The 23,912-nt window shown below is 63.6% G+C and carries 21 protein-coding genes and 1 tRNA gene; 8 read left to right on the top strand and 14 right to left on the bottom strand.

Annotated elements, in window-relative coordinates:
* Entirely contained in the window at positions 1 to 747 is a 747-nt protein-coding gene (arsH, locus tag JI59_RS07020; RefSeq protein WP_038575719.1) for an arsenical resistance protein ArsH, read from the top strand.
* Between the two features lie 250 nt (positions 748 to 997).
* Here the strand turns inward: arsH and JI59_RS07015 are convergent, their stop codons facing one another.
* Genes JI59_RS07015 through JI59_RS06985 form a run of 7 tightly spaced genes read right to left on the bottom strand, consistent with a single transcriptional unit; the run spans position 998 to position 6,661 of the window.
* Positions 998 to 1,726, bottom strand: a complete 729-nt coding sequence (locus tag JI59_RS07015) for a PepSY domain-containing protein (RefSeq protein ID WP_007013470.1) — start codon at positions 1,724 to 1,726, stop codon at positions 998 to 1,000.
* A gap of 13 nt (positions 1,727 to 1,739) precedes the next feature.
* The gene (locus JI59_RS07010; RefSeq protein WP_007013471.1) at positions 1,740 to 2,255 is read right to left on the bottom strand and encodes a YybH family protein; all 516 of its coding nucleotides are present in this window, start codon (positions 2,253 to 2,255) and stop codon (positions 1,740 to 1,742) included.
* A gap of 11 nt (positions 2,256 to 2,266) precedes the next feature.
* The gene (locus JI59_RS27595; protein WP_007013472.1) at positions 2,267 to 3,487 is read right to left on the bottom strand and encodes a copper resistance protein B; all 1,221 of its coding nucleotides are present in this window, start codon (positions 3,485 to 3,487) and stop codon (positions 2,267 to 2,269) included.
* Positions 3,487 to 5,340: a copper resistance system multicopper oxidase gene (locus JI59_RS07000; protein ID WP_007013473.1), complete on the bottom strand. Its 1,854-nt coding sequence runs from the start codon at positions 5,338 to 5,340 to the stop codon at positions 3,487 to 3,489. Before JI59_RS07000 ends, JI59_RS27595 begins: the two co-directional genes overlap by 1 nt.
* Before the next feature lie 32 nt (positions 5,341 to 5,372).
* Positions 5,373 to 5,933 carry an RNA polymerase sigma factor gene (locus JI59_RS06995; protein ID WP_007013474.1) on the bottom strand — a complete coding sequence of 187 codons (561 nt, stop codon included), beginning with the start codon at positions 5,931 to 5,933 and terminating at the stop codon, positions 5,373 to 5,375.
* Between the two features lie 6 nt (positions 5,934 to 5,939).
* The gene (locus tag JI59_RS06990; protein ID WP_007013475.1) at positions 5,940 to 6,380 is read right to left on the bottom strand and encodes a periplasmic heavy metal sensor; all 441 of its coding nucleotides are present in this window, start codon (positions 6,378 to 6,380) and stop codon (positions 5,940 to 5,942) included.
* Positions 6,377 to 6,661: a hypothetical protein gene (locus JI59_RS06985; protein ID WP_038575714.1), complete on the bottom strand. Its 285-nt coding sequence runs from the start codon at positions 6,659 to 6,661 to the stop codon at positions 6,377 to 6,379. The genes JI59_RS06990 and JI59_RS06985 overlap by 4 nt, the downstream gene beginning before the upstream one ends.
* Positions 6,662 to 6,759: 98 nt before the next feature.
* Between JI59_RS06985 and JI59_RS25605 the strand changes: the two genes are divergently transcribed.
* The 5 genes from JI59_RS25605 (at position 6,760) to JI59_RS06960 (ending at position 11,774) form a co-directional block, all read left to right on the top strand.
* Positions 6,760 to 7,458 carry a DUF2231 domain-containing protein gene (locus JI59_RS25605; protein ID WP_052117855.1) on the top strand — a complete coding sequence of 233 codons (699 nt, stop codon included), beginning with the start codon at positions 6,760 to 6,762 and terminating at the stop codon, positions 7,456 to 7,458.
* A 405-nt stretch (positions 7,459 to 7,863) separates the two neighbouring features.
* Positions 7,864 to 8,328 (top strand): DUF411 domain-containing protein, encoded by a 465-nt coding sequence (locus JI59_RS06975; protein ID WP_038575711.1) that lies wholly within the window; start codon positions 7,864 to 7,866, stop codon positions 8,326 to 8,328.
* 39 nt (positions 8,329 to 8,367) lie between these two features.
* A complete protein-coding gene (locus JI59_RS06970; protein WP_052117854.1) occupies positions 8,368 to 10,734 on the top strand; it encodes a heavy metal translocating P-type ATPase in 2,367 nt (788 codons plus the stop codon).
* Entirely contained in the window at positions 10,731 to 11,147 is a 417-nt protein-coding gene (locus JI59_RS06965) for an ion channel (RefSeq protein ID WP_038575709.1), read from the top strand. The genes JI59_RS06970 and JI59_RS06965 overlap by 4 nt, the downstream gene beginning before the upstream one ends.
* Complete coding sequence (locus JI59_RS06960) at positions 11,148 to 11,774, top strand: DUF305 domain-containing protein (protein WP_007013481.1); 627 nt, start codon at positions 11,148 to 11,150, stop codon at positions 11,772 to 11,774. It begins immediately after the preceding gene.
* Positions 11,775 to 12,238: 464 nt separating this feature from the next.
* On the opposite strand, the gene JI59_RS06955 is transcribed toward JI59_RS06960, so the two are convergent.
* The 4 genes from JI59_RS06955 to JI59_RS06940 all read right to left on the bottom strand — a co-directional run bounded on the left by JI59_RS06955 (position 12,239) and on the right by JI59_RS06940 (position 16,456).
* Positions 12,239 to 12,314, bottom strand: a tRNA-Thr gene (locus tag JI59_RS06955).
* Between the two features lie 106 nt (positions 12,315 to 12,420).
* Positions 12,421 to 14,151, bottom strand: a complete 1,731-nt coding sequence (locus JI59_RS06950) for a DUF885 domain-containing protein (protein WP_007013482.1) — start codon at positions 14,149 to 14,151, stop codon at positions 12,421 to 12,423.
* A gap of 80 nt (positions 14,152 to 14,231) precedes the next feature.
* Positions 14,232 to 15,140, bottom strand: a complete 909-nt coding sequence (locus tag JI59_RS06945) for a hypothetical protein (protein ID WP_007013483.1) — start codon at positions 15,138 to 15,140, stop codon at positions 14,232 to 14,234.
* Positions 15,137 to 16,456, bottom strand: a complete 1,320-nt coding sequence (locus JI59_RS06940; protein WP_007013484.1) for a replication-associated recombination protein A — start codon at positions 16,454 to 16,456, stop codon at positions 15,137 to 15,139. The genes JI59_RS06945 and JI59_RS06940 overlap by 4 nt, the downstream gene beginning before the upstream one ends.
* A gap of 93 nt (positions 16,457 to 16,549) precedes the next feature.
* Between JI59_RS06940 and JI59_RS06935 the strand changes: the two genes are divergently transcribed.
* Positions 16,550 to 16,987: a hypothetical protein gene (locus tag JI59_RS06935; protein ID WP_038575707.1), complete on the top strand. Its 438-nt coding sequence runs from the start codon at positions 16,550 to 16,552 to the stop codon at positions 16,985 to 16,987.
* A gap of 15 nt (positions 16,988 to 17,002) precedes the next feature.
* Here JI59_RS06935 and JI59_RS06930 read toward each other — a convergent pair whose 3' ends face one another.
* From JI59_RS06930 to typA, 3 genes are all read right to left on the bottom strand, one after another.
* Entirely contained in the window at positions 17,003 to 17,947 is a 945-nt protein-coding gene (locus JI59_RS06930; protein WP_239000613.1) for a glycosyltransferase family 4 protein, read from the bottom strand.
* 354 nt (positions 17,948 to 18,301) lie between these two features.
* A complete protein-coding gene (locus JI59_RS06925; protein WP_007013487.1) occupies positions 18,302 to 18,766 on the bottom strand; it encodes a hypothetical protein in 465 nt (154 codons plus the stop codon).
* Between the two features lie 274 nt (positions 18,767 to 19,040).
* A complete protein-coding gene (typA, locus tag JI59_RS06920; protein WP_007013488.1) occupies positions 19,041 to 20,873 on the bottom strand; it encodes a translational GTPase TypA in 1,833 nt (610 codons plus the stop codon).
* A gap of 296 nt (positions 20,874 to 21,169) precedes the next feature.
* On the opposite strand from typA, the gene JI59_RS06915 reads away from it, so the two are divergent.
* On the top strand, positions 21,170 to 23,815 hold the full coding sequence (locus tag JI59_RS06915) for a TonB-dependent receptor (protein WP_238532547.1): 2,646 nt from the start codon (positions 21,170 to 21,172) through the stop codon (positions 23,813 to 23,815).
* Positions 23,816 to 23,912: the final 97 nt, after the last annotated feature.

Genomic DNA, 23,912 nt, shown 5'->3' with positions numbered 1-23,912 from the left:
TTGTCCCGTCTGCGACCCTTGCCCGATCCCGACAGCTTTCCGGCGCTCGACCCCGCCTTCGTCCATGCCCGCCCGGCGGAAGGTCTCGGCGCCGACCAGCCACCGCCGCGCATCCTGTTGCTCTACGGCTCTCTGCGGGAGCGCTCGTATTCGCGCCTCGCGGTCGAGGAAGCTGCTCGATTGCTCCAGCTGTTCGGCGCGGAGACGCGTATCTTCGATCCCTCCGACCTGCCGCTGCCCGATCAAATTGGCGGTGACGACCATCCTGCCGTTCACGAGCTTCGCGAGCACGCGTTCTGGTCCGAGGGCATGGTGTGGTGCAGCCCGGAGCGGCACGGCCAGATCACCGGCATCATGAAGACCCAGATCGATCACCTCCCGCTCAGCATCGGGGGAATGCGGCCGACCCAGGGGCGGACGCTGGCGGTCATGCAGGTATCTGCCGGCTCGCAGTCGTTTAATACCGTCAATACACTGCGACTGCTTGGGCGCTGGATGCGGATGTTCACCATCCCGAACCAGTCAAGCGTGCCGAAGGCATACGAGGAGTTCGACGAGGCGGGCCGCATGAAACCGTCCTCGCTCTATGACCGCATCGTCGATGTCATGGAGGAACTGGTGCGGTTCACCGTCCTGCTGCGCCCGCATGCCGACCAGCTGGTCGACCGCTATTCGGAGCGCAAGGAAGCCAAACGCGATATCGATCCCAAGGCCGATATCTCGTCTATCGCCTTATCGTCATCGTGAGACGTCTAGAGCCTTCGACATCCTGCCTGAACAAGTGAGCCTGAGGCGGTGAGAGAATATTCGGTGATCTATTCTCTCGGCGCCACAATTCAATTTTGAGCTCGAAATCGCAGTCTCACGGATTGGAGTTTCTTTCGGGCCTCATCGCATCCGGGGGCGAGGCCTGCACCATGGGCAGCATATACTCCCGTGGCATCTGTCCGCAGACCGATCGCGGGCCGATTGCAGACAGGAGATCGCGCACCGCGAACTACGGCCCCTTCGCGCGATTGCGCCGGAGCTTGGGAAAGCGATTGGCAAGAAGCACGAAGCCGGAAATTGCAATGACGGTCCCGCCGATGCCGAACAGGAGCAGCCACCAGCTGTTGATCCGGTCACGCTGGGTCCAGTCCATGATGTGGAGTCCCCAGACGAGGTCGAATAGGCGCCAGGTATCGCTGCGCGCCGCGAGCACCGCGCCGGTTGAAGCGTCGATGTAGAGGCGCGTGCCATCCGGATCGGCAAATTGCACCTGCCACGCCGGAAACGGTCCGCCGAATTCGGTGCCGACCGGCGCTTCGATCGACATTGAGGATTTGATCGCGGTGCTGGGTCCCGTCCAGGCAGCCGAGGCGATTTGCTCGGCGGCGTCGCGCGAGAGCGGCGACAATTTCCTTCCGGTCACTGCTTCGTGCAATGTTGCGCTGCCATCGACGCGCTTCAATTCAACCACCGGATCGCCGTTGACGGTCTTCGTCGTTGCCGAGACCAGGTCGCCCTCGTTAGCCGCCCATGCAGGTAGCGGAGCGTCAACGCCCAGGGGTAATGGTTCGCGCGAGATCACGTGCTCGGAACGGACGTGTTCGATTTTCAGGAACGACATGATCGTCCCGGTTGCCGTCCACAGGAGGGCTTGCACGCCGACGAAGACTGCGAGCCACTTGTGGACCTTGCTGCCAAAGATGTGCAGTCGCAGCTTGCGCGAACGCTGGCCTGTCATCGCGGCCGGTTGATCAGTTCTGGCGCGGCGCGCGTGACGAGGAGTGGTACTGGACGATTTTCCAGTTGCCATCCTCGTGCGTCAGTACGGACGTCGCAACCCCGTCGCGCTCGATTACACGGCCATCCGTGAGGGCGATCCGGTAGCGGTAAGTTTCATGGCCATACGCCACATGACCGACTATCCTGGCGTTCACCGTCGGATTGGTGAATGCGAACTCGGTGATCTCGCCGAGCTCTGGGCCGAGGTGGTGTTCCATGTACTGCGCGAACGTGCCCTCGGCCTTGCCATTCTCGAAAACCAGCGAGTCCGCGGCAAACAGCGTCCGCATGGCCGCCTCGTCACGGGCAACCAGTGCCTCACGGTAGGCAACGAGCACGGCCTGCGCCTGTTGCGTGAGCGCGTCCGGCGCCGCAATTTGTGCGCTATGGGCTGAATGATCGCCATGACCGGCATGCTGAGCGTGCGCCGCAGTGGCCATCGCAGCGAGTGCCGCCGCAGCCGCAGCCGCGAAACCTGTAAACCTCATCGCTTATCCCCTCAGAACCAGAACCGAACGCCCACGACATAGTTGGTCACGCTTGGATCCTCGCCCGCAAGGTGGGCATAGTCGGCGCTCTGGCCAACCTTCCATTCCTGCTCGATGCCGACATAGGGCGCGAATTCACGGACGAATTCGTAGCGCAGCCGCAGCCCCAATTCGACCGAATCGAGACCGGCTCCGACACCCAGTTCGGGAATGTCCTGCGCGGACAGGTTCACCTCAGCGCGCGGTTGCAGGATAAGGCGCTGCGTTATTCGCTGGTCCAGTTCGGCTTCGACACGTGCCGTCAGATCGCCCTTGGTCGACAGGAAAGCGGCCGCATCGACCTCGAACATATAGGGCGCCAGACCCTGCACGCCGAGGACGGCGTGGGTCCGTTCGGGGCCCGTCAGGTCCTGCCGTACGCCGGCTTGCAGGTCCCACCATGGGCCGATCGCGTGGCTCCACAAGCCTTGGATTTCAGCGGACTCGGGCTTTTCGCCGAATGTGCCTTCGCCCTCGCTCTTGAACCAGAACTTGTCGAGGTCGCCGCCGTAGTAGCCCTGCACGTCCCACAGGTAACCATCCCCGCCTTCCCGTGCGCGATATTCGGCGCGGTCGCCCTGGAACCAGAAAACGTTCATCCCGCCGTTCTCGGCGCGCAGAGCATCGCGGGAGGCACGCATCGCGTCCGCCCCCCAGATCGCATCGGCGGCACGGGGCGGTCCCGATCCCGCCGCAGCCGGAGGCGGTCCTTGCGGGATGGGGGTCATGTCCATGGCGCCATGGTCCATAGTGCCATGGTCCATCATCCCGTGGTCCATCGACTGATGGTTCATCGGTGGTTGGCCGGACGACTGCATCCCTTCATGGCCCATCGCCTCGTGGTCCATGTTTTCCATGGTAGAATCGTCCATCGCCGGCATCTGGCTATGATCCATCCCCGAATGGTCCATGGTGGAATGGTCCATCCCCTCCATCTGGCTATGGTTCATCTGCGAATGATCCATGCCAGAGTGGTCTTGGTGCGGATCGGCGGAGGCTGTTTCGCCCGGTTGCGCAGTGGGCGCACACGCTCCCTCGGGCACCGGGTGGCCCATGGCGCGATGACGTGCGGCCTCCTTTTCGCATTCGGTCTGGGCAGGAGCCTGGGGCGCGGGCATCGCGTGGCCCGAATGGTCCTGCGCGAAGGTCGGGGTGGCGGTGCCCGCCAGAAACATGGCGACGATCAGGTGCATCAGTCTTCTCCCACCCGTTTCACATCGGGCGCCGAAGGCGGCTGGGCGACGGTCACGATCTGGAACATGCCCGAATGCATGTGGTAGAGCAGGTGGCAGTGAAAGGCCCAGTCGCCCTGTTCGTCGGCGGTGAGGTCGAAGGTGGCGCTGCCGCCGGGCTGCACGATAACCGTATGCTTCTGCGGCTGCCGGTCGGCAGGCGCGCCGTTGACCAGTTCGAAGAAATGGCCGTGCAGATGGATCGGATGCGCCATCATCGTATCGTTGACGAGCTTCACACGGACACGTTCGTTATAGGCGAAGCGGATGGGGTCGTCGCTGACGGCGGTAAACTTCTTGCCGTCGAACGACCACATGTAGCGCTCCATGTTGCCGGTCAGATGGATCTCCATCTGACGTGTCGGGCGGCGCAGATCGTCGTTCGGCTCGAGCGCCACAAGATCCTTGTAGGTGAGAACCTTGTGGGGAACGTTGTCCAGGCCGAGGCCCGGATCGCCCATGCGATCGACCGGGTTCATCGACACCATGTCGATGCCGGGGCCGACCTCCACGCTGGGCGGCAGCAGGGATGTGTCGCGCATATCCATGCCGCTCATGTCCATTCCGGCCATCGGATCCGCAGACGCACCTTGCGATGGCATGTCGTGGCCCATGGCCGAATGGTCCATCCCGCCCATGTCGTCGCCACCGCCATGGTCCATTCCGCCCGAGCCGTGGTTCATACCCATATCCGCCATCGTCAGCAGTGGCGGATCGCGCAAGGGCGGAACCGGTGCCCGCGCGCCGGGACGCGAGGCTAGGGTCGCCACCGCCATGCCCGACCGGTCCATGCTCTCGGCCACGATCGTGCGGGCTTCCCCGGTCGGCTCGACGACGATGTCGTAGGTCTCGGCCGTGCCGATCTGAAACTCCTCGACCTCGACCGGGCGCACGTTTTGACCGTCGGCACCGACCACCCAGAACTTCACTCCGGGAATGCGGACGTTGAAAAATGTCATGGCGCTGCCGTTGATGACGCGCAGCCGTACTCGCTCGCCAAGGTTGAACAGGAACTCGAGACCCTCTTCCGGTCCGCGCCCGTTGGCGAGGTAAGTGTAGGTCGAGCCGGTCACGTCGAGGATGTCGGTCGCCATCATGCGCATACGCGCCCACATCCGGCGGTCCTCGCCCGACAGCGGATAGTCGTCGGTCCAGGTGTTCTGCTGGTAATTGAAGTAGCCTTCGCCCTTCTTCAGCTTGTCCATGATCGTATGGGGGTGAAGAGGCGTGAAGTCGCTCAGGAGTAGAACATAGTCGCGGTCCGCTTGCACGGGGACCGTCCCGGCGGGTTCAACCACGATCGGGCCGTAGTGCCCGGCCTGCTCCTGCAACCCCGAGTGACTATGCCACCAGTAGGTGCCGCTCTGTCGCAGCGCGGGGATGTCATAGACGAAAGTCTCTCCAGGTTTGATGCCGGGAAAGCTGACACCCGGTACGCCGTCGTACTGGAATGGCAGAAGCAGCCCGTGCCAGTGAATGGAGCTGTCTTCATGGAGTGTATTCGTCACTGCCAGCCGGACCGGCTGACCTTCCTTGAGACGGATCAGCGGACCCGGTACGCTCCCATTTACAGCGATGGCGTGGCCGCGACGCCCCTGCACAACGCGCGGACCTTCGCCGATCGTCAGTGCGATGTCGCGGCCCGACACTTCGTCGAAGCCGGGGCGGATGGGGCCGCCGCCGTGCAGGTCGGCGCCGCGGGCCCATGCCGGCGCTGTCTGACCGAGGGCGAGCAAGCTTGCCGCGCCGGCGCTGGCGGTGAGGAACTTTCTGCGGTTGATTGCGACGTCGTCGATTAGAGGAAGTATGCTCATGCCTCTGTTTACGCCGCGACCGCCATCACCCCTCAAAGAAAATCGATCTTATTGCGCAGGCGCTGACGGGCCCGATACACACGTGTTTCGACCGATTTTTCCGTCACTCCCAACAATTTAGCAACCTCGCCATGGCTTCGCCCCTCGATGGCGACCAAAACAAGAGCCTCGCGAAGGCGGAGCGGCAAGCGATCTATCGCGTTGGTGACCTGAGCGAGCAATTGCCGGTCGGCGATCTCAACATCAGGACCGGGTTCGTCTGCCGCAACGGCAACGTCGGGACCTAGGGCCCTCAAACTCAGCAGCCGCACAACCTTTTGGCGCCTGAGCCGGTCGCGGCATTTGTTGAGCGTCACGGTTGTCAGATAGGCTGCTACAGGCTTGCGAGGATCGAGCTTGGCTCGCGCCATCCAAACCGATGCCAGTGCGTTCTGCAGCGCATCTTCGGCTTCGTCGGCAGACGAGAGCATCCGGCGGGCCAGACCGAGCAGGCGGGGCAGATGAGGCTCGACGAGTCTGCCGAATGCTGCCTTGTCCCCTGCAATTATCTTTTCGACCAGTTCCTCGTCAGGTGTGTCGTTCCGCCCCTCCACGACCTGTCATTCGCCAGGTTCGCGTGTTAGCGAAGCCGCGACCTGGCGATCGAAGCGCGCGCGCTGCTCCTGATCGAGCAAGGCGCGCATTGCAAATACATGCTCGACTGTTGCCTTCTGCAGATCGCCCATGCGTGCGTGCACCTCGTCAATAGCCGCGGCCACCTTGGGCCCGTATTCATGTTCATCGTCCATCGCGGAGGCGAGCCTCGCGTTTGCGGCTCTGAGCGACAGGTCGAGCTCCTGGCGTTGAACAGCGAACCGCGCCTCGAGCTGATCGAGTTTCCTGTCCTGCGATGCATCAAGATCGAGTTCCTCGTGGACGAAATCATGCAAAGTGATCGCATGCGATGCCTCGCGCCATTGCCCGGCAGCGTATGCGCCGATGCATCCCGCAGCCACGGCCAGAAGGGCAGCAAGCACTATCTGGAGAATGCTGACCTTCATGGTTGAACATGCAGCAGTGAAGCAGGTGAGAGGTCGGCGCCTTCGATTAGCTGGTAATTTGTTTGGCTTTCACGGGCAGGCGATTGCGACGTGCCAAAGCCCGCACCAAGCCCAATAAATGCCATCGCCGTGAATAAGGCGACACGCGTTCGCGTCGCATCGACCTGTTCGAGCTTACCCGCCCGCATCCACACGCCACCCATGAAGTCTTCGGGCAGCGAAGGATCGGGTGCAGCTCCCAGCCACTGCAAGGCACGATTAAGTCTTTCGTTGTCAGCCATGCGTATTTTATCCTGTCTTACAGCCAACTATACGCTTCGTCCTCTCATATCCCTTGAAAATTTTTGAGGGATGCGAACGGGTCGGACGTAAGAGAAGCATGAAGCTATCCCGTTCGCTCCTCTGGCTCCTCACACCGATCGCTGTGGCGCTCCTCCTTCTTTCGGCCCCTGGCAGTGCTCACGAGGGTCATAAGAAGGACCTGAGCGAGGCCGAGATGGCGCAGATGGAAATGCAGGATCATCCCGCTGCGCATCATGATGGGGCGGAGATGATGCCCGACGCCATGATCGGCCCAGCAGGTGCCCGTCAAGCTTCGGCAAACGCCATGCCGCAGACAGCCGACCAGGCGCTCGCAGCCAAAATTGCCGAGAACCGGGTTACCTCGATCAGCGACTTCCTCGGTCGCCTCCACCCTGTCGCCGCGCATTTTCCGATTGCCCTCCTTTTGCTTGCTGCCTTGGGGGAACTCTTGCTGACGATCCGGCCTGCTCTCGGCCTCGAAACCACGGTGCGCTTTCTTATCAGCGGGGGGGCCGCTGGCGCGCTTACCGCTGCACTCCTCGGTTGGTTTGCTGCGGGATGGCGCCTCGAGGACCGCTCCGAGACGTTGGGACTGCACCGATGGAATGGAACGGCGATTGCAGCCGTTGCCCTTGTTGCGACCTGGCTGGCATTTCGCGCGAGGAACCGCACCCTTCTTCGTATCGTGCTGGCGGTGCTGGCGGTAGCACTCGTACTGCAAGGCTATCTCGGCGGCGAGATGGTTTTCGGCCCCAATCACCTTGGTCTGGAGTAAGAGCATGGAGCGAAAGACTTCGAAACACGTGCGATTAATCGGCGTTCTGCCGTTCTTGTTTTTGTCGCTGGCTGCTTGTGGAGCTTCGTCAGACGCTCGAAACGATCAAAAGAGTGACAGCAATGCGGAACCTTCTGCACCGCTCACCTCTGCGAGTGCTACCCCGTCCCCGACCAGCAGCTCGATAGAATCCCGCACAGCCACTGGGGTCCGGGCACCGGTGGCGCCGGCAGCGTCGCAGTCAAATCCGGCGCCCGCTGAGGCGAAGACACCTGTTCGGGAAGGCTCCCATGCAGCGCCTGTACCAGCGCCCGCCCCCACCGGGACGCCTGTTAACGATCCGCATGCCGGCCACGACATGTCGACCATGTCGGATGAAGACATGAAAGCAATGGGACACAACTGATGAGCAAACGCAGACATCCGAACCATCGCCCACTTCTCCCCATACTTGGCACGATATTGCTCGCAGCCTGTACGGGCGCGGCGCAGGCAGCCAGCTTCACCATGTATCGCGATCCCAGTTGCGGATGTTGCGAAGCCTGGGCGGCGCACATGCAGCAGGGCGACCGGCATGAAGTCGCAACGGTCGATCACCCCGACATGGCGTCGGTAAAGACGCAGCACGGTGTCCCCGATGACCTTCGTTCGTGTCATACCATGATCGCGGATGGGTACGTCATCGAGGGCCACGTGCCCGCCGCCGACGTCGAGCGCTTGCTCGCAGAAAGGCCCGACTGGGTGGAAGGTCTGGCGGTGGCCGGTATGCCGCTCGGATCGCCCGGCATGGAGGCGGGGGGCAAAGTGCAACCCTACCAGGTCATAGCGTTCGGCAACGGGCGCCGCGAGGTTTTCGCGTCCTATCCCTGATTTCAGTCATACGCACCTGCGAAGCAAAGGAGGCAATCCATGAGCTGTTGCGACACCCATCAGGCAGGCCACGCCCAAGGTGAAGCTACCGCCATCGACCCTGTCTGCGGCATGAGCGTGGCGATCGAGGGTGCTACGCATATCGCCGAGCACGACGGCGCAACCCATCACTTCTGTTCGGCGCGGTGCAAGGACAAGTTCGTCAGCGACCCGGAGCACTATCTGTCGGGCGCGCATCTTGAGCAGGTCGAGGACGTTCCCGAGGGGACGATTTACACCTGTCCCATGCATCCCGAAATCCGGCAGGTAGGACCGGGAAGCTGCCCCATCTGCGGAATGGCTCTGGAGCCTGAGACGGTCAGCCTCGAGGATGGACCCGATCCCGAACTCGTCGACATGACGCGCCGCTTCTGGGTCAGCGCGCTCTTCACCCTGCCGTTGTTCGTCTACGCGATGAGCGACATGGTGCCCGGGATCAGCTTCGACCGGCTGATCGAACCGGCACGTGCGCAATGGGCGCAGCTGGCCCTCGCCACACCGGTCGTACTTTGGGGCGGGTGGCCGTTCTTCGTACGGGCGTGGCAGTCGCTCAGGACCCGCAACCTCAACATGTTTACGCTGATCGGCTTCGGCGTAGCGATCGCGTTCCTGTTCAGCCTCGTCGCGACTCTCCTGCCCGGCATCTTCCCGCCCGCCTTCCGCGATCACTCGGGCCGCGTCGGCGTCTACTACGAGGCGGCGGCGGTCATCACCACGCTCGTCCTACTTGGCCAGGTGCTTGAACTCAGGGCGCGGGGTTCGACCTCGAGCGCGCTGCGTGCGTTGCTCGAACTCGCGCCTCCGACCGCACTCAAGATCTTCGGCAGTGGCGACGAGCGCGAAGTCTCTCTCGACCAATTGGCGAGTGGTGACCTGCTCCGCGTCCGCCCTGGCGATAAGGTGCCGGTCGATGGCGAGGTGACCGAGGGTTCGAGCGCGATCGACGAGTCCATGATCAGCGGTGAGCCATTGCCCGTGTCCAAAAAGGCCGGCGACCAGGTTATCGGCGGAACGGTCAACCAGACCGGCGGCTTCGTTATGCGTGCAGGCGCGGTCGGCAAGAACACGATGCTGTCCAAGATCGTCCAGATGGTCGCCGAGGCACAGCGCAGCCGGGCACCGATCCAGCGCCTGGCCGATCAGGTCGCGGCCTGGTTCGTGCCTTCGGTCGTCGTCATCGCGGTCGTTACCTTTATCGTCTGGGCCATCTGGGGGCCATTCCCCGCGCTTGCCTATGCACTGGTCAACGCGATCGCCGTTCTCATCATTGCATGTCCCTGCGCGCTCGGCCTCGCAACCCCGATGTCGATCATGACCGGCACCGGCAAGGGGGCCCAGCACGGCATCCTCATTCGCAACGCCGAGGCGCTGGAGACGCTCGAAAAGATCGACACGCTGGTGGTCGACAAAACGGGCACTCTCACCATGGGCAAGCCTGATCTCGTCTCGGTCACTCCCCGAGTGGGACTGGACGAGGCCGAGTTCCTTTCCGCCGTCGCCGCGGTCGAAGCCGGGAGCGAGCATCCGCTCGCCCATGCAATAGTTGAAGGCACCAAGGCGCGAGGCGTGGCGTTCGAGGCAGCGTATGATTTGTCGTCGATTACCGGCGAGGGTGTCGAGGCGCGCGTGGGACCGCGGAAGGTCGCCATTGGCAACGAGAAACTGATGCGGCGGCTCGGGATCGATGATGCGGAATGGCTCGCGTCCGCAGAAGCCGGACGCTCCCAAGGCCAAACCGTGATGTTCGTGGCCATCAATGGCGCACCGGCAGGGCTGATCGCGGTCGCTGATCCGATCAAGCCGACCAGCGCTGCGGCCATTAGGGCGCTGCACGAGCGCGGGATCGAAGTGGTCATGCTAACCGGCGATAGCCGCGCCACCGCCGAAGCCGTGGCCCGCCAGCTCGGTATCGACGAGGTCGAGGCAAACGTCTCGCCCGAGGACAAGCATCGCAAAATCGAGGCGCTCAAGGCCTCCGGTAAGCGCGTCGCAATGGCAGGGGACGGCATCAACGACGCGCCAGCGCTGGCGGCTGCGGATGTTGGCATTGCAATGGGAACCGGCACCGACGTGGCGATCGAAAGCGCCGGTGTGACGCTGGTACGCGGCGACCTGACCGGTGTGCTCCAGGCGATTGTCCTGTCGCGCGCCACCATGCGCAATATTCGCCAAAACCTCGTATTCGCGTTCGGTTACAATGCGCTCGGCATCCCGGTGGCGGCGGGCGTGCTGTTTCCCGCCTTCGGCCTTCTTCTCAATCCGATGATCGCGGCAGCAGCGATGAGCCTCTCATCGGTATCGGTCATCGCCAACGCCCTGCGCCTGCGCGGACTAAAGCTTCCCACATTGGGCGAAGGTCGGGCATGATCGCGGCAACGGCAATCGGAATAACACTCTTCCTGGTATCACTGACCTTGCATTTGGTCATGTTGCGATTTGCGAAGAGGGTGTCGCCTCCCGGCATGTCGCCAGCCGCCTTGAGACTGACGGGAGGATCTCTGCTCGTTCTCCTCAGCCACATGCTGGTTGCTGTGGTGTTCGCAGTCGGATTTGCCTGGGCCGCTTCGCTCGGGCTTGGCGGGTTTGCCAAGGAGCCCGCCATGTCGGCCATGGATTACTATTACTTCGCCCTGATCACCGTGACGACAGTGGGCTTGGGCGACATCTATCCGACCGATCACCTGAGGGTGATTGCGGGCATCGCGTCGCTGACAGGTTTCATCCTGATCAGCTGCACAGCCCAGTACGTATACAAGACGATGAGCCAACAGGAGGATTGAATGGCCGACAACCACAATGCGGATCAACAGCAGCACCAGGGCGGTGGGGGCAATTACTGGCGCTTCATGGCGATGGTGGCGACGTCGACCGCGATCATGTTCGGCCTGATGTATCTAAACACATACGAGCTTGATCATGTGTTCTGGAGCGAGACGCGCTTCTGGATGACGTTCGTCATGGGCGGCATGATGATGATCGTCATGCTCCTCTTCATGTGGGGCATGTACAAGGACAAGACCAAGAACTTCATCATCCTGGGCGTAGGCGCGCTGGTCTTTGCGGTGGCGCTGTGGCTGGTCCGCAGCCAGGCGACCGTCAACGACGAAGAGTACATGTCGGCTATGATCCCTCACCATTCGATCGCAATCATGACGAGTGCGCGGGCTGAGATCACCGATCCGCGTGTTCGCAAGTTGGCGGACTCGATCATTGAGGCTCAGGTCAAAGAAATTGCAGAGATGAAGTTGCTGATCGAAGACATCGAAAGGAACGGTGAGATGGGCGACGGCACGCCACTCCCCGCGCGGACGACCGATCTCACACCAGAGCTATTGCAGGAAGCCGAACAGGCGGTCGAGCGTCCTATCAGCCCGGAGGTGCGCGACGAGGTTACGACGCGCGAATAGATGCTCCGGCCAGATTTATCCCGCAATTCACGAAAATGTGAATTTGCGGGATAAAAACGTGATCGGATGGCTTTGCGGAGATGGTTCGCTGACCGTTTTTGCGGACTTGCGTCGACGATGCCAAAGCTAGATAATTGCGTATTCTGAGTCCTAAAAAAGGCATCGAACCAATGCATTAGACGGCTTTTGAGGGCCTTTTGAGGGCTTTTTGGAGAAGGCCGAATTCCTAACTAGCTGATAAAGCATAGAAAATAAGTTCGAATGTGATGCCTCTTCTGGCACCATTCACCTGCTTGCAGGTGGCCGTAAGTAGTCAAAAAGCCCGGGTCATCCCGGGCTTTTTTCGTGTTGGAGGCCGTTCGCCCAGGTGTCGGCCGCCGGGCTTGAGCCTTCTTGCGGAGGTGCTTGTCCGGCGCATCGGCGGGAATCGCGCCGCGACTCAAGATATTGAAATGAAAGATGAATGGTGCCGGCTACAGGATTCGAACCCGTGGCCCCCTGATTACAAATCAGGTGCTCTACCAACTGAGCTAAGCCGGCCCGGTGCGGCGCGCTGTCGCGGCTGCACGAAACAAGTCCGGCGCCCTTACCGCGAGGCAGGGGCGCCGGTCCAGAGTTTTATGCGTTGGGTGCAAACGCTTTTGGATCAGAAGACCGCGTGCGGTGCGTCTTCGTGCATCATGGTCTGGCGAACCAGTGGGATCGGCGGGCCGCCGTAGCTCAGGAAAGTGTCGTGGAACTGCTTCCATGCGCCGCGACCGCCACGGCTGGCGGTCCAGTCGTCGCGCAGCTTGCGGATCATCAGCTTGCCCAGCGTGTAGTTGAGGTAGGCCGGGTCGTAGGTCCCGCGCGCGGCCTGCTGTTCGGCCGTGCCTTCGTCCTGATAGCATTCGTCCATGAACATGCGCTTGGACTGCTCCTGCGTCATGCCGCGGGCGTGCAGGCCGATGGCTGACAGATAGCGGCAGTTGCGCAGCAGGGCGTTGGAGAGCTGGCCGACGTGGACGCCGGGATCGCCGTCACCGAGGCCCGCATCCCACATCATTTCCTCGGCATAGTGCGCCCACCCTTCGGCGAAGGCATAGCCCACCCACAGGCGGCCCACCCATGACGGCGAGCGGTTCGAGTGGAGGAACTGCAGGAAGTGGCCGGGCATGACTTCATGGACCGATGTGAACAGCAGGTCGTTCTTGCCCGGAATGTAGTCCTGCTGCTTCTGCATGGGCCACGAAGGGTCCGGCGGCGAGATGTAATAGATCGAGGGGATGCCCTTCTCGAACGGTCCGGGCGGGTCGATGTAGGCGGAGTTCTGCCGGTTGTAGGGCGGGCTTTCCTCGACCAGCGCCTGCTCGGTTCCCGGGATCGTCACCAGGTCGTGCGCGCGCACGAAGGCGGTGAGATCGGGGATCTGCTTGCGCGCGGCGGTGACCGGTCCACCTTCTGGCTTGTCGGCCCGCATCTTGTCGAAACAGCCCTGGATGTCCTTGCCCGGGGCATAGGCGGCGCAGGCCTTCTTCAGCGCCTCCTGGTTGCGCTTGAGATCGGCCTGACCCACCGCTTCAAGCTCGTCCAGCGGGGCATCGACCGCTTCGGTCGCGGCCAGCATGCGCGAGAAACGCTCGGCCCCCAGCGCGAAGTCCTGCGTCGGCGTGGCTGCGGCGAGCCAGTCGGCGAGTTGTTGCATGGCATTTGCCGCAGCTTCGGACGTGGCCTTGAACTCGGCCTGCAGCGCAGGGTCCTGCACGTCGGCAAAGGCTGCGCGGGCATCGCCGCGATAGTATTCCGCGAAACCGCCGAAGCCGGCGACGCCCAGCTTGATGAAGCTGGCAGGCATCTTCGGCTTGAGGTTGGCGCGGATGTTCTTTGCGGCAGTCGGCACCGCCTTGAAGAAACCGATCATGGCCTTCATCCGCGTTGCCTTGTCGGCATAGTTGCGGCTGACATAGACGTTCGGGTCGAGCCCGCCGTTGATGTACCAGGTCGGGTTCGTGTGCGGCTGGTCGGCATCTTCGATCCAGAAGAGGCTGCCCTTGGCAACCTGCACCAGGTAATCGCGCTCGAACCTGTCGGCGTCGGACAGGCCGGTGAAGGCGTTCGCCCGGTCGATGACCGAGTGGAGGAAGGCGGCACGTTTGGCGAGGCCGGCTTCGCTCCAGTCGGGCAGCCTGCCGTCGAACTGGTGTGCGCCCTGATAGACGGCGAAGGCAGGGTCCTGGATCATCCAGTCGTCGATGGTCTTCTGGACGAAGGCCTTCCACGCGCTTGCCGGAGCCTGGGCCGCAGGTGCGGCCGCCATCGGCGCTTCGGGAGGGGGCGCGGCGGTTGCACAGGCTCCCATTGCAAGGTAGGCCAGACCTGCCAGCAGTTTGTGTTTCATGTGATAGTGTGTCCCTATCGGTTTGGTGGAGCGACGCCCGGACCGGGGGGAGGGGCGCCCTCGATGGGACAGGTTGTGGTCTATGCCGCGCCGAAGGTCCAGCCCTCGGTGCAGGCCAATTCCGGCGTCAGTTCAGCCGGTTGCCAGAGTGCCGGGTCGCAGGCGGCGCGGCGCAGCCAGGCGGCGGTGAGCAGCGCGTCGCTGGTATGATCGTCGATCGCGCCGCTGCCCCGGGCGGGCGGGGAACCCAGCGCCGCGAGCGCGTCAGCCAAGGCCTCGAACGTCGTCATCTTGGCGCGGGAAGGCGAGCGGCCTGCCGCTACGGCGGCCAGCGTCGTGTAGATCTCGACGATGACGGACCCGCGCGCCGGCAGCGGGTCGATGGGCCAGACCGGCACTGTGCCGCCAAGGCGATGGAGCATGCGCATCCCGGTCAGGCTGGACTTGCCGACTTGCGCCGCGCCGACGAGGTTGAAGTTCGAATAGGGCTTGCAGCCCGCGCGGGCCTGCGCCTCCTCGGTCACGCGCATCCGCCCGCGCCGATGTGCCGCGCCGGGCAGGTGGAATTGTTCGCCCTCCCGCCCGCCGTGACGGCGAAAATAGGCGCTGGCCCTGGCGTGGTCGACGAAACTGGTGGCGCATAGGTCCGCATCGCCCGCGCAGACCGCATCGATCAGCGCCCAGAGCGCGCGGGCATCCCCGGGGCTTTCGTTCCAGCCGGGGAAGAAGGCCCCGGCGTCGGCGAAAGGCAGCGAGATGCCGAGGTCGAGCCCGACCAGGGTGTCGTCGGGCAGGTCGTGCAATAGAAGATCGAGCACGTCCTGCCGCGACCAGACGGCGTGATCGCGCGGGCGCACGATTTGCGGCGCTGCGCCGCTGAGGTCGCACAGGCCGACCGCGATGCCTTTCTGGCGCGGGCCGACAGCGCCGGACCAGTCGATCGCCATGAAGTGGCGAAAGCGCGGCCCGCCATGCGCCGCGGCGTTCACTGCTCGCGCCGTTCGGCGCGCTTGCGGTTCCACCAGTCGATGCGCTTGAGGATCTCGCGTTCGAAACCGCGCTCTACCGGCGCATAGTAGGTCTGCGGAGCCATCTCTTCGGGCCAGTAATTGTCGCCGGAAAAGCCGTCGGGCGCGTCGTGGTCGTAGGCGTAGTCCTTGCCGTAGCCGATGTCCTTCATCAGCTTGGTCGGCGCATTCAGGATGTTGGCCGGCGGGCTGAGCGAACCGGTTTCCTTTGCGCTGCGGAACGAGGACTTGAACGCCATGTAGGCCGCATTCGATTTGGGGGCGGTGGCGAGGTAGAGGCAGGCCTGTACGATCGCCAGTTCGCCTTCGGGCGAGCCGAGGAATTCGTAGGCATCCTTGGCAGCAAGGCACTGGACGAGGGCCTGGGGATCGGCCAGTCCGACGTCTTCCGAGGCGAAACGCACCAGGCGGCGCAGGACGTAGAGCGGTTCCTCGCCCGCCGTCAGCATCCGGGCGAGATAGTAGAGCGCGGCCTGCGGATCGGATCCGCGAAGGCTTTTGTGCAGCGCCGAGATCAGATTGTAGTGGCCGTCGCGGTCCTTGTCATAGACGGCCACGCGCCGCTGCAGGAACTGGCCGAGCCCGGCCGGGTCGAGTTTTTCCGCGATCTTGGCGGCATAGAGCGTCTCGGCCTGATTGAGCAGGAAGCGGCCATCGCCGTCGGCCGATGCGATCAGCGCCTCACGCGCGGCGGCATCAAGGGGGAGGGGGCCTTCCAGCGCCTCGGCCTTGTCGATCAGCGCACCCAGCGCCTCGGCGTCGAGGCGGTGCAGGATCAGCACTTGCGCCCGGCTCAGGAGGGCGGCGTTGAGCGCGAAGCTGGGGTTCTCGGTCGTCGCCCCGACGAGGGTGACGGTGCCGCGCTCGACGAAGGGCAGGAAGCCATCCTGCTGGGCCCGGTTGAAGCGGTGGATCTCGTCCACGAATAGCAGCGTGCGTTGCCCGGCCCTTGCGGCCACTTCGGCCTCTGCGAAGGCCTTCTTGAGGTCTGCCACCCCGGAAAAGACGGCGGAGACCGCGGCAAAGCGCATGCCCACGGCATCGGCCAGCAGGCGCGCCGTGCTCGTCTTGCCGGTGCCGGGCGGACCCCACAGGATCATCGAGGACAGGCGTCCGGCAGCGACCATGCGCCCGATCGCGCCTTCCGGACCGGTCAGGTGCTCCTGCCCGACCACGTCGGCCAGCGTGCGCGGTCGCAGCCGGTCGGCGAGCGGAGCGTCCTCGCGCGGTTCGTCGGGAGGCGTTGCGGGAATATCGTCGGCAAACAGGTCGGCCATGGGGCCTATCTAGCGAGAGTTGCCCGCAATTGCACCGGTCTGCCGCGCGCGATAGGCTTGCGCCCACAAGGAAATGCAAAATGGTGGGATGCGATGGACAAAGCGACCGGCGTAGGGACCCCGTGGTACTTCTGGGTGGCAGCGCTGCTGTCGATCCCGTGGAATGCCTTCGGCTGCCTCGACTTTACGCTGACGGTGACGCGCAGCCCGACCTACCTTGCGCAGTTTCCGCCCGAGATGATCGACTACATCGACACGTTTCCCGCCTGGTCCATCGTCGCATGGGCGCTAGGCACGTGGGGCGCGCTGCTCGGCTCGGTCCTGCTGGTCATGCGCTCGCGCTGGGCGATAGCGGCTTTCGCCGCCTCGCTGCTCGGTCTTGCGCTGACCACGGTCTATCAGTGGACCAGCGATGCGCCCGCGGCCGTCACCGGGGCGGGCGGCATGGCGATGAGCGCGTTGATCTGGATCGTCGCCATCGCCCTGCTGTGGTTTGCCATGCGCATGAAAGCGCGCGGCATCCTGGACTGAAATACTGGTGCGCGGTCAGGCCCGGGCGCCGGTCTTCTGGCGGATCAGGCGGATGTAGGTGTCGGCGACGGCCTGGTTGATCTTGTCCCAGCTGAACTCGGCGGCGCGATCCTCGCCCGCCTTGCCGTGCGAGAGTCGCAGTACCGGGTCTTCGATATAGGCCTTGAGCGCCTCGGCGAACTGGTGGATCGCGCCGGGCGGCAGGAGGCGGCCCGAAACGCGGTCGTCGACGAGGCTCTGGCTGCCGGTCGCGGCAGCGGCGACAACGGGCAGGCCGCAGGCCATCGCCTCCAGCGTCACGTTCCCGAAAGTCTCGGTGACCGAGGGATTGAACAGCAGGTCCATGCTGGCGACGGCGCGGCCAAGGTCCGCGCCCTGCTGGAAACCGACGAAAGCGGCGCCGGGAAGGCGCGCCTCGAACCACTCGCGCGCCGGACCCTCGCCGATGACGAGGACCTTGTACTTCACCTTGCGGCGGCGCAGTTCGTCGAGCGTGTCGGAAAAGACGTCGAGGCCCTTTTCCATGACGAGCCGGCCCAGAAAGCCGATTGTCACCTCGTCGTCGGCAATGCCGTGGGCACGGCGCCAGTCGAGGTCGCGGCGGCCCGGGTGGAAAATCTCGCGGTCGACGCCGCGCGACCAGATCGAGACATCATAGTTCATGCGCTGTTCGCGCAGCAATTGCGCCATCGATTCGGACGGAGCGACCAGAGCGTCGCAGCGGCGGTAGAAACGGCGCAGGATCGCCTCGATCACTGGCTCGCCCCAGGCCATGTTGTAGTAGCGCAGGTAGGTCTCGAAGCGGGTATGCACCGAAGCGAGGATCGGCAGGCCGCGCTTGCGGGCCCAGCTCACCGCCTGATGGCCGACCGGGTCGGGCGAGGAGACATGCACGATGTGGGGCGAGAAAGCCTTGAGATCCCCTGCGTGCCTTGCCGGAAATCGCCAGTGGAACGCGATATTCCGAACGCGAGGGAATGGGCACGGAGTGGACGCCGATGAGGTCGCCGGTCGGCTCGAACGCGGGTTCGGTCACGACAGGCGCATAGACGCGCACCTTGGCGCCCTGGCGCAGGAGATACTCGGCGAGACGGTTGAGGGCCTGGTTGGCCCCGTCACGAACGTAATTGTAGTTGCCCGAAAACAGGGCGATGCGCAGGTCGGCGGTGTCCATGGTGGCGAGCGCCATAGCCTCCCCCGCCCCGCTTGGCGAGGGGGAGAGGCCGGTGATCGCCAACGGGAAGCGTCGATATCCGTGCGGGGCTTGCGTTTATGTCACGCATGAGCCGCGAAACGCCCGCAAACCGGTTTCGATCAGCGGCGGTAGCGCCGTTCGTAGCGATAGTCGCGGTCGCGGTGGCGGCGGTCATGCCGCCAGTCCCGGCGGTCGCGGCGCCAGTCCCTGCGGTCATGGCGCCAGTCGCGGTCCCGGCTCCAGCGTTCGCGGTGATAACGGCCGTAATAGCGATCGTAGTAGCGGTCGCGGTAATAGCGGTTTGGCCGGCCCTCATAGTAATAATAATAGCCGGGATAGCCGCGCACGGTTACGTAGCGGCGCGAGGGATAGTAGTCCCTGTCGTAGTAATAACGGTCGCCGTCGTCGGCGAGCGCTGCGCCAACCGCGAGGCCGATCAGCCCGGCGCCTATGGCAATCGCCGCGTCGTCGCCGTCGTGATGTCGGTCGCGCGCTTCGGCCGGTGCGGCCAAGGCAAGCGTGGAGGCCGCAAGAAAGGCTCCGAGGCCAATCTTGGTGGCAAGAGATTTCAGTCTGGATTTCATGTGGGCGTCTCCCTTCGGATTGCCAACCGGGTGACGGCGGTATCGGTGGGCACGTTAGAAGAGGACCATGGCGGGTGCGGACTGAACCGACACTGAACTTGTCGCAGTTTGTAACACGCCGTGCGGTGCGCGCGGCAGGGCGTTGGTCTGGAGGCACATCCTCACCCTTCGACAGGCTTAAGGTGAGCGGCCTGGAGAGGGCCCGGGCAATCTAAGCCCAGCCTCAAGAAAAAAGCCTCCCCGAGATGGCCCGGGGAGGCTTTTTTTGATCGGTTTACGCCGCTTCCTTCTTGCGGCTGGCCTTCTTGCGCTCGTGCGGATCGAGGATCGCCTTGCGCAGACGGATGGACTGCGGCGTGACTTCGACCATTTCGTCGTCGTCGATGTAGGCGATGGCCTGTTCGAGCGTCATGACCCGCGGCGGGGTCAGGCGGATGGCGTCGTCCTTGCCGGTCGAACGGAAGTTCGTCAGCTGCTTGGACTTCATCGGGTTGACTTCGAGATCGTCGGGCTTGGCGTTCTCGCCGATGATCATGCCCTCGTAGATCTTCTCCTGCGGCTTGACGAACAGCACGCCGCGATCCTCAAGGCTGTTGAGCGCATAACCCACTGCCTCGCCGGTGCCGTTCGAGATCAGCACGCCGTTGAGGCGGCCCTCGATGGGGCCCTTGTGCGCGTCGTACTTCTCGAACAGGCGGTTCATGATGCCGGTGCCGCGGGTGTCCGAAAGGAACTCGCCGTGGTAGCCGATCAGGCCGCGCGAGGGGGCCGAGAAGGTGATACGGGTCTTGCCTGCGCCGGAGGGACGCATGTCGGTCAGCTCGGCCTTGCGGCGCTGCATCTTCTCGACGACCGTGCCCGAATATTCATCGTCCACGTCGATCACGACGGTTTCGTAAGGTTCGGTGCGCTGTCCGCTCTCGTCGGTCTGGAACAGCACGCGCGGACGGCTGATGCCCAGTTCGAAGCCCTCGCGGCGCATCGTCTCGATCAGGACGCCAAGCTGGAGTTCGCCGCGACCGGCAACCTCGAAGCTGTCCTTGTCCGCCGATTCGGTGACGCGGATGGCGACATTGGTTTCCGCTTCGCGCATCAGGCGATCGCGGATCATGCGGCTGGTCACCTTGTCGCCTTCGCGCCCGGCAAGCGGGCTGTCGTTGACGGCGAAGCGCATGGCCAGCGTCGGCGGGTCGATCGGCTGGGCCTGGATCGCCTCGGTGACCGAGGGATCTGCGATGGTGTTTGACACGGTCGCCTTCTCGAGCCCGGCGAGCGCGATGATGTCGCCGGCGCGGGCTTCATCGACGGGCACGCGGTCGAGGCCGCGGAAAGTCAGGACCTTGGTGGCGCGGCCGGTTTCGATCACCTTGCCGTCCATGTCGATGGCGCGGATCGGGTCGTTGACCTTGAGCGTGCCCGACTGGACGCGGCCGGTCAGCACGCGGCCCATGAAGTTGTCGCGGTCGAGCAGGGTGGCGAGGAACGAGAACGGCGCGTCGACGTCGAGGTTCGGCGCAGGAACGTGCTCGACGATCTTTTCGAACAGCGGGGTCAGGGTGCCTTCGCGCGCGTCGGGATCGTAGCTGGCGTAGCCGTTGCGGCCCGAGGCGTAGAGCGTCGGGAAATCGAGCTGCTCGTCATTGGCGTCGAGGCTGACGAAGAGGTCGAACACTTCGTCGAGCACTTCGGAGTGACGGCCGTCGGGACGGTCGATCTTGTTGACGACGACGATCGGCTTGAGGCCGAGGCCGAGCGCCTTGCCGGTGACGAACTTGGTCTGCGGCATCGCGCCTTCCGAGCTGTCGACCAGCAGGATCACGCCGTCGACCATCGAGAGGATGCGTTCCACCTCGGCGCCGAAGTCGGCGTGGCCGGGGGTGTCGACGATGTTGATGCGATAGCCGTTCCACTCGATCGAGGTCGGCTTCGCAAGAATGGTGATCCCGCGCTCCTTCTCGAGGTCGTTGGAGTCCATCGCACGCTCTTCCACGCGCTGGTTGTCGCGGAAGGTGCCGGACTGGCGGAAAAGCTGGTCCACAAGCGTGGTCTTGCCGTGGTCGACGTGCGCAATGATCGCGATATTGCGCAGGGGAAGCGGGGCGGACATCGTTAGCCTTACAATTCGAGGGGGCCAAATGGCATCATCGCGATGCTGTTTGCTGCACCGCAAAATTGCCGCGCCCTTAGCCGATACAAGTGATTCCGGCAAGCGGTACTGCTTGCAATCACAATCGGACAGTAGCTGTGGCGTGTGCGACACAAGGTATCGCTTATTCACTGGAATGGCCAGACATACGATTGTGCCTAATTGAATCTCCTTATAAATATCGAAAGTTCTAAATGCGGTGGCACCGTGCAGGGCAAGATGCGGGCCGCCGGACGGGTTTGTACAGCGAGGATTGCATGAAAGGTTTTTCTGGCGGTCGGGCCGCAGACGTCTTCTGCGTGCGCGGTGCGATTATGGCGCGGCGGATGGAATCGGTCCGGGCGGTCCTGTTGACTGGCGCGGCAGCAGCGATCTGGGGCTGGGCGCCCGCTGCCGCGGCCCAGGACGCCGAGGGTGAGGCGCTGTCGGTCGACGAGATCGTCGTTACCGCCACGAAGCGCGAGCAGACCCTGCAGGACGTGCCGGTATCCGTCGCAGTCACTAGTGGCGAGACCATCGAACGCGCGCAGGTGCGCGATCTGAAGGACCTGCAGACGCTTGTGCCATCGCTGCGCGTCAACCAGCTGCAAAGCTCGGCCAACACCAATTTCTACATTCGCGGCTTTGGCAACGGCGCCAACAATGCCGGGATCGAGCCCTCGGTGGGCCTCTTCGTCGATGGCATTTATCGTTCGCGCTCGGCCTCGATGATTGCCGACTTCCCGGATGTCGAACGGATCGAAGTTCTGCGCGGGCCGCAATCGACGTTGTTTGGCAAGAATGCCTCGGCCGGCGTGATTTCCATTGTCACGATGAAGCCGCAGTTCGAACTGGGCGGCAACTTCGAGGCGACCTACGGCAATTACGATGCAGTGACCGTGAAGGGCCGCGTCACCGGACCGGTCAGCGATACCATTGCGGTGAGCCTTGCCGGCGGGCTCAACAAGCGCGACGGCATCGTCTCCGACCTCGGCACCGGCAAGCGCACCAACGACCGCGATCGCTGGTTCACGCGGGGCCAGTTGCTGTTCGACAACCACGACGATCTGCAGGTTCGCCTGATCGGCGACTACGGCAAGATCGACGAGAACTGCTGTGCTGCGGTCAACTTGCGCCAGGCCCTGCCGACGGCGGCGATCTTCGCGCTTGGCGGCGTCGTGAACCAGCCGGACGAGAAATTCGACAACGTCACCTACAACAACCGGCTTTCGACCAACGACATCGAGAACTGGGGCCTTTCCGGGCAGGTCGACTACGATCTTGGCGATGTCCAGCTGACCTCGATCACGGCCTATCGTCGCTCAAATATCGTGACCGACCAGGATTCCGACTTCTCGAGCGCGGACCTTCTGGAACGCAATTTCCAGGACTTGCGGATCAAGACCTTCACCCAGGAACTGCGTGCCAACTTCGACATCGGCGAGCGCATCCACGGGCTCGTCGGCGCTTATTATTTCAACGAGAAGATCGACCAGAACAACGAGGTCTACTGGGGCAATGACGCCCGCAGCTACGCCAATCTGCTCGTCCAGAGGCTCTCGGAGGGGGCGCTGAGCATCCCGACACTGGAGACGGCCTTCGGCGCGCTGGAAGGCGATCCGACAAAGTATGTCGGCACATTCTACACGCCCGGCACCGGCCTCACCGAAGCCTACAAGCTCAAGAACGAGGCCTATTCGTTCTTCGGCCAGCTCGACTTCGAGGTCGCCCCGGGCCTGACCGTGACCGGCGGTCTCAACTATACCCACGACAAGAAGCGCTTTGCGACCGGGACGACGGCGGACGATACTTTTGCTGGCATCGACCTCGATGCGGCGGCCTATGCCCCGTTCCGGCAGGCGCTGCTTTACCAGGGCGCGCTCCAGCAGGGTTTTTCGCCAGGCGATGCCGCTGCCTATGCGGCAGGCAATGCCAATAACCCGGCCGCCAATCCGCTCGCCCCGCTGCGGGCGTTGCAGTACTTTCCGCCGTTCATGAACGTGCCCAATGCGGTGGAATCGGGCAAGGTAAGCGATGGCGACTTCAGCTACACCGCGCGCGTGGCATATGATCTGACGCCAACGGTCAATGTCTATGCCAGCTATGCGACGGGCTACAAGGCGGCCTCGGTCAACCTCTCGCGCGACAGCCGGCCGACCGCGACCGATCTCGCTGACTTGCGGCAGCAGGGGCTTGCCGTCACCAACCTGCGCGCCGGCAGCCGCTATGCCGACCCCGAGGATTCGACGGTTTACGAAGCCGGTCTGAAGGGCGACTGGGGCCTCGTCACCGCCAACCTCGCGGTGTTCAAGCAGACCATCAGGAACTTCCAGTCGAACATCTTTACCGGTTCGGGCTTCCTGCTCGCCAATGCGGGCAAGCAGTCGGTCTTCGGTATCGAGTTCGAAGGTACGGCCAAGCCTGTCGAGCCGCTGCTCCTGAGCCTGTCGATGACTTACCTCGACGGCAAGTACGACAGCTTCGTATCTTCGGGTGTGGGCGACATCAGCGGTTCGACGCCGCCGGGATATTCGCCGCTCTCGGTCACCTTCGGCGCGCAGTACACGCAGGAGATCGGCAATGGCGATGCCCTGATCCTGCGCGGCGACTATCACTACGAGGCGCCGTTCATGCTGGTGGAGGGCTTGCCGGGCCTGACCGTCAAGGATCCGGCCACCGGCGCGATAGTCGATGCCACTGACGCGATCCAGGCAGCGCGCGACTTCAAGCAGGACATCAACGAGCTGAGCGCCTCGCTGACTTATGCGATGGCGAACGGCGTCGAAGTGTCAGTCTGGGGACGCAACCTGCTCAACGACCGCTCGATCCTGCAGATCTTCGACAGCCCGGCGCAGCCCGGCTCGATTTCCGGCTACCCGAACCAGCCGCGCACTTACGGCGTGGCGGCGCGCTATCGCTTCTGAAGCGAGGGCGCATGCCGACCCCGCGGCGAGGGAGGAGACGCGGGACCGGCCGACTGACGCAGGGGTGCGAAGCCGGATGGTTTCGCGCCCCTTTTTC

This window comes from Novosphingobium pentaromativorans US6-1, assembly GCF_000767465.1.
Lineage (GTDB): Bacteria > Pseudomonadota > Alphaproteobacteria > Sphingomonadales > Sphingomonadaceae > Novosphingobium > Novosphingobium pentaromativorans.
Note: the sequence above shows the minus strand (reverse complement) of the source record. Positions and strands in the feature narration are given on the sequence as shown.

What these genes read in the sequence shown, in the direction of transcription:
- JI59_RS06925 (WP_007013487.1), bottom strand. Translation starts at nt 18,766, where the DNA reads ATGAAATCCAGACTGAAATCTCTTGCCACCAAGATTGGCCTCGGAGCC.
- JI59_RS06950 (WP_007013482.1), bottom strand. Translation starts at nt 14,151, where the DNA reads ATGAAACACAAACTGCTGGCAGGTCTGGCCTACCTTGCAATGGGAGCC.
- JI59_RS07015 (WP_007013470.1), bottom strand. Translation starts at nt 1,726, where the DNA reads ATGACAGGCCAGCGTTCGCGCAAGCTGCGACTGCACATCTTTGGCAGC.
- JI59_RS25605 (WP_052117855.1), top strand. Translation starts at nt 6,760, where the DNA reads ATGAAGCTATCCCGTTCGCTCCTCTGGCTCCTCACACCGATCGCTGTG.
- JI59_RS06915 (WP_238532547.1), top strand. Translation starts at nt 21,170, where the DNA reads ATGAAAGGTTTTTCTGGCGGTCGGGCCGCAGACGTCTTCTGCGTGCGC.
- JI59_RS07000 (WP_007013473.1), bottom strand. Translation starts at nt 5,340, where the DNA reads ATGAGCATACTTCCTCTAATCGACGACGTCGCAATCAACCGCAGAAAG.
- typA (WP_007013488.1), bottom strand. Translation starts at nt 20,873, where the DNA reads ATGTCCGCCCCGCTTCCCCTGCGCAATATCGCGATCATTGCGCACGTC.
- JI59_RS06975 (WP_038575711.1), top strand. Translation starts at nt 7,864, where the DNA reads ATGAGCAAACGCAGACATCCGAACCATCGCCCACTTCTCCCCATACTT.
- JI59_RS06940 (WP_007013484.1), bottom strand. Translation starts at nt 16,456, where the DNA reads ATGGCCGACCTGTTTGCCGACGATATTCCCGCAACGCCTCCCGACGAA.
- JI59_RS07010 (WP_007013471.1), bottom strand. Translation starts at nt 2,255, where the DNA reads ATGAGGTTTACAGGTTTCGCGGCTGCGGCTGCGGCGGCACTCGCTGCG.
- JI59_RS06985 (WP_038575714.1), bottom strand. Translation starts at nt 6,661, where the DNA reads ATGGCTGACAACGAAAGACTTAATCGTGCCTTGCAGTGGCTGGGAGCT.
- JI59_RS06965 (WP_038575709.1), top strand. Translation starts at nt 10,731, where the DNA reads ATGATCGCGGCAACGGCAATCGGAATAACACTCTTCCTGGTATCACTG.
- JI59_RS06960 (WP_007013481.1), top strand. Translation starts at nt 11,148, where the DNA reads ATGGCCGACAACCACAATGCGGATCAACAGCAGCACCAGGGCGGTGGG.
- JI59_RS06970 (WP_052117854.1), top strand. Translation starts at nt 8,368, where the DNA reads ATGAGCTGTTGCGACACCCATCAGGCAGGCCACGCCCAAGGTGAAGCT.
- JI59_RS06990 (WP_007013475.1), bottom strand. Translation starts at nt 6,380, where the DNA reads ATGAAGGTCAGCATTCTCCAGATAGTGCTTGCTGCCCTTCTGGCCGTG.
- JI59_RS06935 (WP_038575707.1), top strand. Translation starts at nt 16,550, where the DNA reads ATGGACAAAGCGACCGGCGTAGGGACCCCGTGGTACTTCTGGGTGGCA.
- JI59_RS27595 (WP_007013472.1), bottom strand. Translation starts at nt 3,487, where the DNA reads ATGCACCTGATCGTCGCCATGTTTCTGGCGGGCACCGCCACCCCGACC.